The organism is Paenibacillus pabuli NBRC 13638, assembly GCF_001514495.1.
In the GTDB taxonomy this organism is placed as follows: Bacteria; Bacillota; Bacilli; order Paenibacillales; family Paenibacillaceae; genus Paenibacillus; species Paenibacillus pabuli.
Window position 1 is genome coordinate 70,167 of sequence record NZ_BCNM01000029.1, and the last position, 8,961, is coordinate 79,127.

The following is an 8,961-nucleotide window of genomic DNA, read 5'->3' on the forward strand; positions in this document are numbered from 1 at the left end:
CTGATGAAGGATCGATTTAAATTTACAGTCTTTATTTTAATCATGCTGGTAATCCTTGATACTCTCTACTCATACTCAGCGAATTTATTAATTTCTTTAAAACATTAACTATACCCATTAAATGCTAATATACATTAATTTTGGTCTATGTATAAACACATGCCATACACGAGCATTATATACATCGACAAATAAATCCAAGGAGATGAACGAATGCCTGGGCCAATTACACACCTTATTGTACAGCAAAAACTAGCGACATATCTACACGAAATGCGACGCCCTGATCTGGCAAAGATGCTAAGAGATCAACCTTGCAGTCCGTACACTGGATTTGGCAGTATTGGACCTGACTTTTTATTCTTTTCAATGAAGGAGTATGGACCCGATTTCGCAAACCTAATAAACACCTATTTCGAAATTTACGAAACCCTCCAACCTTTTATCGATTTTTATGAGAAACATGTAAAACCCATGGAAGAAAAAATCGACGAGGGCATTAATTGGATAGATGAAAAGTTGTTTCATGGTTTATTACAGCAACTTCGAGACGTAGTTAGTACCATTATTTCAGGGGCACTGCATAAATTGGCTTCCGTTTTAACGGACAAAGTGGATCTCTTTTACGCGGTATATCCTAAAGTTCAGAAAGGTGCTCCTGAAAACGATTGGTATTGGTTTGATACACTACACTATAGAAAATCAGGCACATTTTGCTCAAACATGTGGAAATTAGCCAAGGACGATGAAGATTTGAAGCGTTATTGCCTTGGCTATGCTAGCCACATTGGTACTGATATAGTTGGACACCCTTTTGTTAACACTATTGTTGGTGGGCCATATCGCACTCATTGGCATCGACATAAGCTGGTGGAAAATTGGATTGATGCGTATATGCTAAATGATGATGCCAAAATGCAGAGACAAACTTTCCGAGATTGCAATTTGTCGTCAGGTGAAGAACGATTTTCTTTCAACTCCATTTCAGGCAGTTACTTATATAAATCATGTCAGTTTGAAGATGACAAGCTGCCTAAAAAATTGGGAGAGATGTTTATATCTTCACTGAACATCACCTTTAAAGATATTCCACATCCTCCAATGTTATCGCTGGAGGACCTCGATTCTACTTATCGATTATGGTTAAGTTGGTTTAAAAAAGCAACTGAATCAGGCTTGGCGGTAAAGCCTAAACCGGTAGACCCACCTGGAGGAGCTTCCAAGGAACTTTGGGTTGATTTTATTAAAGGGTTGCCCAGATTCCCGAAAGATTTGTCCGGCAGAGGTGGCCGAAGGATCAGTATACGTGACTTTTTTCGGTCAATGCAAAGTTTCTTGGAATATCTAAAGGATGTTGCCCTATACGTTGTAGATTGGACGATCAGTCATATTGGAGATATCGTCACACTAGGGTATTGGGAAGGGATTCAACTCCTAAAGTACTTGTTATATCAAATTCACAAGGTAATGTATGATTTCTACGATAACTGTAGGTTTTCGCTAGTCGTCGCCGGATACTTATTCCCCGAGAGCGAAGATTTGACCAAACATCCATGGGGTTTGTGTTTTGTAAATACTTCTTTTGCTCATTTGACAGGAGGCGGAGTAGCCGATTTCTCAAAATATCCACTCAAACAGGAGCATCACGGGTTTTCCACCCCCGAAGATCATTTGATATACCCACAAACATTCGCTGAGGAACCTTTCGCGGAACCGGCACCGAGACCATTCTATGGTAAGTTCCCAACATATTTTGTTTACGAGGCCCAAAAGTCTTGGAGTGACCAGATAGAACGTTTATATGATTGCACAATTCCATATGGAGAAAACGATTCAACCCATTCCATCGATCACTTAACATGGGAAAACGGACAACTAGGTAATGCGTTACAATGCTCAGCGGACTTGATTGTCTCACGAATGGAGGATCTCCCAAACTTCAATTTAGATGGAGATCGCGGCTATGGCTGGAAAACATGGAGTACTAACGTTTCAGGGCCTCTAGACGACATAAATCCCCTTGATGTCAATTATAATAATTGAGGAGGTGACTTAGTGAAAAATCATTATGAATGCGAATGTTGCCCCGATGAAGACATTTTTGAAGGACAGACATACCTCTATATCCGTACCCATCCAGATGACAATGGGATCGAACCACGTCCTTCAGACATGTTGTGTGCTGTCAGCCCAGATATAATTATAATTAAGCCTGACGGAACCAGAGGAGACGAAGGAGTCGCAGGTGAACGAAACCATATCGAAGTAATTGTCACTAATGGTGGCGGAATTCCTGCTAATGATGCATTTGTCGAGGTGTTCTATGGTGGACCAACAACAGGATTCGTAGCTACGCTTGCTCAAATGATAGGGAGCCAATATGTTACGGTACAAGGCTACAGCACCTCTTCGATCCGTATTCCTTGGGTTCCGACTGAAACTGGACATCTATGTTTAACTGCTCGCGTAAGTTTGGTATCACCGCCGGACATGTACCGATATCCTGACCAATTTGATATTCCTCGGGATCGCCACCTTGCCCAACGTAACATACACATTATTGAACTCAAACAGGAAAGTAGTTTTACATTCGACTTCGATCTCGTTAATCCAACTATTGAGAATAATGGAGAGTTGCTACTGGAAGTACAATTCATCAACGTCAGTGACAAAGAAGATATTATCAATAGGGCATTAGGATCTCATTTCGCCCATTTTTCAGATCGGCTTTTTGGAAATATTAACTTGACTGTCAATGGACAAGAGCCACATCGAAGAGATTCTGGAGTTTATAGTGTGTATGTACCCAAGGATAAGCCGCAAAAAGCACGAATATTTGTTGAAAAGAGCATTGATACAAATGAGAAATGCGACAAGTTGCATCTACTGGAAGTAAGGCTTTTGGAATATAACAGAAGGGTAATCGGGGGCATGTGGATCGTGATTAACGAGTAAGTTGAAAGAAACATTTCGAGATACAATAACATGGTAACATTGAAGTCGCTATTATAGCGCTTTCGTATTGTTAGGTCAGCCAGAAATTTTCTGGTTGGCCTATTTTTATGATGGTGGTAGCCGGGAGAACGAGGGCGGCTTAGGGACAAAGAACCCATACAAAAAACTATTCTCCCACTACCTTCCAACGACCATGTTTGAGCTGGTTGAGGCTATGCCCTCGTATCACAAGCGAAGCTATGGGTTTGGAAACCAGGTGGAAATGCCGGTAAATCGAATTAGGGAGGTTTTTATGCAACCCGTTGTTGGAATGGATGTGGTGGCGAACGGATGTAGTGTTATTCATGCCTTCAAAAAGCGTAACGAACCATATGGAAGGATGGAGACCCTCCAGCATGGTGAAGAAGGTTTCGAGCGGCTAGGGGAAGTGCTTAGCATACTGAAAGAGGCAAGTGGTGTGGAGCCTGTCGTTGTCTTCAAGACAACCGGACATTACCATCGAGGTTTGGCCGGATATCTGAAACGTAGTGGGAAGAGTCCTACAGTGAGCTTCAGCACTTGACCAGGCAGCATGAGTTTGTGACCGCTATGTACGTGCAGGCGAAGCTAAACAGCAGAGCATTGCTTGAGCAGGTGTTTCCTGATTTCATCGGAGTCTTTTGCAACTTGTATGCGACAACGTCCCTAAAAGTGCTGCAAAGATGCTTGGAGAATAATACCGAGAATGTGGAAGATCTGATTCAGGAATGTGTGGGTAGATCTCATTCGAAGCGATGGATTGCAGAGAAAACGGAACGATTGAGGGAACTTATGGGAGGCTGGAACAGACAAAGTAGAAGCCAAACCCAAACCGTAGCACTGGCCAGCATGGTCGTATTGCTGCTGGAGTTTGTTTGATGTCGAGGGACAAGAACATGGTCCCATTGAAGTCGCTATTTTAGCGGCTTTTTTAATTTATCGGTACAAGTTCTTGTCCCGAGACAAGGACAAGAACATGTTCCTATTGCCGATTAGGCGTGTATCTAATCGTCATCTTGCCCTTCAATTCATTAAACTAACGGGCAGATTTGCTGAATAGATCTGCTGAGTAGTGGAGTATCTGGCCTCTCACGGTTGGTTGCGGACAAGAAAGATAAAAAATCGTAAGGTAAAGGAGTAATCCGGCAGATACGATTGCGATTAAAAACTACCCATGACGCACATGCGTCATGGGTAGTTTTTAATCATTTTCATATGTTCAGGAGGGGGTCGTGGTGAAATAGCGATGTCCTAATCACTTCGTTGGACAGACAGAGTGGAAAGACAGAGTTTTGTGTAAAAATGGCCACCGCCCGGGAACGGCCATTCTTCGTATACATTTCCGAACCGACTTACTTGACCGGCCCCATCCAGGTTGAAATCGTCTTCTGCTGGTGCGGCAACGGCGGTTTCAACTTCCCGTTATCAATCAAATGCTTCAAAATATAAGCGACTAGCCTGCCTCCGCCGGTGTTGCCTCTCACCATGTAAGCAAGCTGCGGCTCCAAATGATTCGGCTGATTTAGCAGGAACAGGCTGAGCATTTTGTCGTAGAGCTTGCCGACAGCAGGCGCATACAGAGCGGACAAATCCGGCATTGCCTTGTTCAACCGATCCAACGTCTGCGGAGAGTCGATCCAAACCGCATTGAACTTGTACCCCTCCTCCGTCTTGCGGATGTACCCCTTCTCCAGCAGGAACGAATATTGCTCGGCGTTCTCTTCGTTGTCGGGCAGTTCCCCTTGTTGGAACGCATGACAAATCTCGACATTCCGGTATTCCAGGAAACGCCAATCCATCTCGCGGTCGCTCCAGTAAGTATTGAATTGCCACCGTCCGGAACGTACACTCCGCTATCCTCGACTTGCCGGCGAACTTCCATTAACGCGTCAAAATGAACATCGGCCACTTCGGCGGCGCAATCTTGCCAAAATTGATGGCCGGCTACAGCCAACTCGAAGAGGTCCCAGACGATGGTATTGCTTTGATATTTGCCGGGAGAGGTTTGGATGAGAAAATTGTAATCGGCCAGGTGCCGGACTTCGCCTTCCAGCAAAGACGGCGGCATTCCGAGCTCCTCCGCGATTTGATGTACGGTACGCGCCTTGTGATAAGCCGCGTAAACGATATTTTGCGCCAAGGCGCGTCCAAGAAAATCGTTGGTTTCGCCTAGTCTGCCGGCCGAACCGGAATGGCCCATTTCCCCCATGCTGACCGGATTGACACTTAAAGTTCCTGTTGCACGCATACGTTTCATCCCTTTCCGTAACTTCTTTTTAGCCTCGCTCAAATGCCACTTCACCGTGTTGACAGGAATGTTCAGAGCAATCGCGATATCGCCGATTTTAAGCTCGTCGTAGTAATGCATGACCACGATCCGGCGATGGATGTCGGACAGAAACGCGACTTCTCGGCGGAGCTCGCGGTAAGCTTCGGTTACCAGCAGCCGGTCAAGCGGCTCCCGGGAAGGGGCAGCAGACAGTTCGGACATGCCGTTGATTTCGAACGCTTGGGGAGCGTGCGCACGCTTTTTCAACCAATTCACCCAAGTGTATCGGGCAACCGTCCAGACGTAAGCGTCAAGGCTTCTAATGTCCCGCACCCCAGAGAAGGATTTCAACAACTGCAGCATAATCTCCTGAGCCAGATCCTCCGCCTCGGCCCGCTGCTTGACCCGGTTTAAGGCAAAACCGAAGATCGGTTTGACATAGCTCCGAATCGCTTCCGCCGCTTCTTTTCCGTTTTTACCAATTGAATCCATATTTTGCCTCCATAGTTGCATCTGTAATTCCTGACAATTATATAGTGTGCCAGGCGAAATAAAGGTTGGGATTATTTTAAAAAAAATTTGGACGTCCTACCAGATCACTCATACATGTATAATTACAAACATCATGAGTAGGTCATTTAAAGAGACGTTATGAACTTTTTGTTAAACAAGATGAAGATTACTTTAGATGAAAAGGTCTCACTTTCAGTATATAAAGATACTTCTTTTCCGTTCAACTATGGGAGGATACAAACTAGGAGCACGAGCCGAAGTTCTTCTTCGGGTACTTGGGGTACTCCTTCGTTCCGTAGTTAACCAGGAGTTGTCTCGATTAATTATTCAAATGCATAATAGAGGTTCATTAAACTAACGGGAAACGTTAGCCCAATAAGGCGGCATCGTTTCATACGGTTCTTTAGCAAATGGACCGTCAGATATGACTACTCTTTCTGTCAAGGCGCTTACGCTGGGGTAACAATCCTGACCTGGCAGGAAGATGCGATGGCAGAAGAGCGTATGCAAGACATGAAAGCAGCTATTGAGGTAGGGACCAATTCGAAAACGATGTTATCAAGCTACACGGAATTTGATTTATCGGAAATTCACCTTGCAGTGAAAGTTGTTAGTGCGCCTGAAAAAAAAGGCAACATCGTTTTGAAATTTTAATTGCTACTCCTGCTGCGCTGATAACACCAATTTAATGACTTTGTTACAAGAGGAGTTCCGATTCAAAGTTAGTGGCCAACGTAAGTGAATTGATTATGTATCACGAGAACCATGCCAGGAGTAGACCTGGTTTTGAGGCACATGATCCTTTTCTTTCACAAGAATCGTGAAGTCAAACGGAACACGACTGGGTGTTTGTGTTGAGATTTCCAAGTTTTTATAATATGTAACACTTCAAATAATAAACAATTCAAAACAAGCCAAACTATAATGGAGAAGCCGAATTTATTTTTATAATGTTAAATGCATCATTAATGTCTAATTGTCTAATTGAAATGGTACAATGTTCTTGTTTTATCCGTTTGCTCTCCAGCAAGCGGATATTTAATTTTACAATCAGGAAGACATATAATAGATCTCATTAGCTAGTAGTTAATTGTGTCATATATAACTGAACCACTTGCGCTGACACAGCCTCGATATCACTGTCTATTTCGTCCAATACGTAGGATTCAAGTACACCCATGGTTGCCATCCCCAAAAACTTCAAAAAAATACGCTTATCGATGATCGGAAGTGTTTCATCATTCAACTTTTTATCAATCTCTCCCATAGTAAAGGACAACAGCTTTTTGCGAAAGGCTGAAGCACTGTCACTTTGAAATAAAGCAGCAAAGAATGATTTGTGAAGCTCAAAGTAAGAAAACCACATAAGTGAACCTTCAGTTATGCCGATATCCTTTTTTTGATCACATATTTCTTGCAGTTGTGCGATATGGTCGTCCACCATTTGATCCAACAGATCGTATTTATCAAGATAATGTAGATAAAATGTTTTTCGACCTACATTGGCTATCTCTGTCAGATGTTTAACTGTGATGTTATCAAACCCTTCCTGAATGATCATTTGCAAAAAAGTTGATTGAATTGCTTGTCTGGACTTTATGATTCTGCGGTCTATTTTATCCATAGCGTCGTCCTCCTGTACATTTCTACACATTGTATGTGGTGTGTGTATTAACACACATGTGAAGTGATGTGGTTATTGAATCTAATGCTTGATTATTTTAACCTAAATATACATAAGGCGAATAATACGCACAAGTGTCATAAATAGAAAAGGTGGTTTTATAGATGATAGTAATCCAAAAGAACGTTAAATTCCTAGCGCAGGGTCTGGCTTTAGCTGCAATTCTCCGAATACCTGAGCACGCTGAAGAAAAGAAAGGTAATCCGGCTATTGTCTGTGTTCATCCGGGTAGTAGCTGCAAAGAGCAAACAGCAGGCATCTATGCAGAGAAACTTGCCGAGTTGGGCTATGTGACGATTGTATTTGATTCATCGTATCAGGGAGAAAGTGAAGGCGAGCCTCGTCATGCCGAATACCCGTCCGCTCGTGTGGAAGATATTCGCTCTGCTGTGGATTACCTGACTACTCTGGAATATGTCGATGAGCATCGGATTGGTGTACTGGGGGTATGTGCTGGAGGAGGATATGCAGTACATGCTGCAATGACGGAACGACGCATCCAGGCAGTGGCTGCAGTTTCCGTTGCGAACATAGGTCGCGGATATCGTGAAAACGATCCAATTGGAATGTTGGAGCAGGTTGCTCAGCAACGTACGGCTGAGGCACGCGGGGCAGAACCTCTGACTAACCCATGGATTCCTGGAAGCCACGAAGAAAGAGAAGCAGCAGGGATGAATGAACTTGATATTAAACAAGCAGTGGATTACTACCGCACATCCAGAGGTCAGCATCCGAACTCACCTAACCGTTTGAAATTTACAAGTGTAGATTCCATTATTGCCTTTGACGCGTTTCATCTGGCAGACTCATTGTTAACCCAACCTTTGCAGATCATTGTCGGTAGTATACAGGGAGCGTTTGGTTCTTACCATGATGGTCATGATTTGTATCAACGTGCAGCCTCGGAACATAAAGATCTGTTTATTGTAGAAGGAGCCAGTCATTATGACTTGTACGATAAGACTGAGCCAGTGAAGAAAGCTGTTGACAGATTGGACGCTTTCTATAAAAAGTATCTTTAATGCGCTTTACGGACAACCCTCAGACAATAGACTATGATTTCTTAGCGCATGAATGTAAGAGACTATACTGATCTCTCTAAGAGGCACTCCGTCATCATTCATGGGAATAAATTTGTCTAAGAAAAGAAAATCCAATTCAATACCAAGATAAAATACAAGTTACAGGCGACCTGAGCTCCGAACAATTCGGAATTTGAGCCGCCTGAAACTTGTTTGCTTTAATGTGCATTTATTGACTTAGCGAGAGTATCTTCATAATCAAGCTCAATCTTCATGACGTCTGCCATTGTTTGTACAAACGGTTTCTTCTGGGGCTGGACTTAGAGACGTTTTGTACATTAACATAGATGGAGTGAGTCAATGATCGGTACAATAATGTACCGTTTTTTTGTGTCCAGGGAGACTGTTTTTAAAATGGTACCTGAGAGGTGATGAATTTCCGGAATTTCATTCTCTGAGAGATGAGCTTCTGGTTAACATCGGGGGGGGGGGGGGGGGGG

General features: G+C 43.4%; 9 protein-coding genes. 6 read left to right on the plus strand and 3 right to left on the minus strand.

Features of this window, described 5'->3' with window-relative positions; all coding sequences use genetic code 11:
* Window positions 1–213: 213 nt before the first annotated feature.
* The 4 genes from PPA03S_RS28765 (at window position 214) to PPA03S_RS28780 (ending at window position 3,852) form a co-directional block, all read left to right on the plus strand.
* Window positions 214–2,043 (plus strand): zinc dependent phospholipase C family protein, encoded by a 1,830-nt coding sequence (locus PPA03S_RS28765; RefSeq protein ID WP_062329013.1) that lies wholly within the window; start codon window positions 214–216, stop codon window positions 2,041–2,043.
* Window positions 2,044–2,055: 12 nt separating this feature from the next.
* On the plus strand, window positions 2,056–2,955 hold the full coding sequence (locus PPA03S_RS28770) for a hypothetical protein (RefSeq protein ID WP_062329015.1): 900 nt from the start codon (window positions 2,056–2,058) through the stop codon (window positions 2,953–2,955).
* 292 nt (window positions 2,956–3,247) lie between these two features.
* Window positions 3,248–3,517 carry a hypothetical protein gene (locus tag PPA03S_RS33095; protein WP_157284408.1) on the plus strand — a complete coding sequence of 90 codons (270 nt, stop codon included), beginning with the start codon at window positions 3,248–3,250 and terminating at the stop codon, window positions 3,515–3,517.
* Entirely contained in the window at window positions 3,514–3,852 is a 339-nt protein-coding gene (locus PPA03S_RS28780; RefSeq protein ID WP_157284410.1) for a hypothetical protein, read from the plus strand. The genes PPA03S_RS33095 and PPA03S_RS28780 overlap by 4 nt, the downstream gene beginning before the upstream one ends.
* 473 nt (window positions 3,853–4,325) lie before the next feature.
* On the opposite strand, the gene PPA03S_RS33500 is transcribed toward PPA03S_RS28780, so the two are convergent.
* Both PPA03S_RS33500 and PPA03S_RS28790 read right to left on the minus strand, forming a co-directional pair.
* Window positions 4,326–4,583 (minus strand): hypothetical protein, encoded by a 258-nt coding sequence (locus tag PPA03S_RS33500; RefSeq protein WP_167666114.1) that lies wholly within the window; start codon window positions 4,581–4,583, stop codon window positions 4,326–4,328.
* Window positions 4,580–5,755, minus strand: a complete 1,176-nt coding sequence (locus PPA03S_RS28790) for an RNA polymerase sigma factor (RefSeq protein WP_082704351.1) — start codon at window positions 5,753–5,755, stop codon at window positions 4,580–4,582. Before PPA03S_RS28790 ends, PPA03S_RS33500 begins: the two co-directional genes overlap by 4 nt.
* 489 nt (window positions 5,756–6,244) lie before the next feature.
* On the opposite strand from PPA03S_RS28790, the gene PPA03S_RS33100 reads away from it, so the two are divergent.
* Window positions 6,245–6,409, plus strand: a complete 165-nt coding sequence (locus PPA03S_RS33100) for a hypothetical protein (protein WP_157284412.1) — start codon at window positions 6,245–6,247, stop codon at window positions 6,407–6,409.
* Window positions 6,410–6,830: 421 nt separating this feature from the next.
* On the opposite strand, the gene PPA03S_RS28795 is transcribed toward PPA03S_RS33100, so the two are convergent.
* Window positions 6,831–7,379, minus strand: coding sequence for a TetR/AcrR family transcriptional regulator (locus tag PPA03S_RS28795; RefSeq protein ID WP_062329030.1), 549 nt, complete (start codon window positions 7,377–7,379; stop codon window positions 6,831–6,833).
* Window positions 7,380–7,543: 164 nt separating this feature from the next.
* Here PPA03S_RS28795 and PPA03S_RS28800 point away from each other — a divergent pair, with 164 nt between their 5' ends.
* The gene (locus PPA03S_RS28800; RefSeq protein ID WP_062329032.1) at window positions 7,544–8,461 is read left to right on the plus strand and encodes an alpha/beta hydrolase; all 918 of its coding nucleotides are present in this window, start codon (window positions 7,544–7,546) and stop codon (window positions 8,459–8,461) included.
* Window positions 8,462–8,961: the final 500 nt, after the last annotated feature.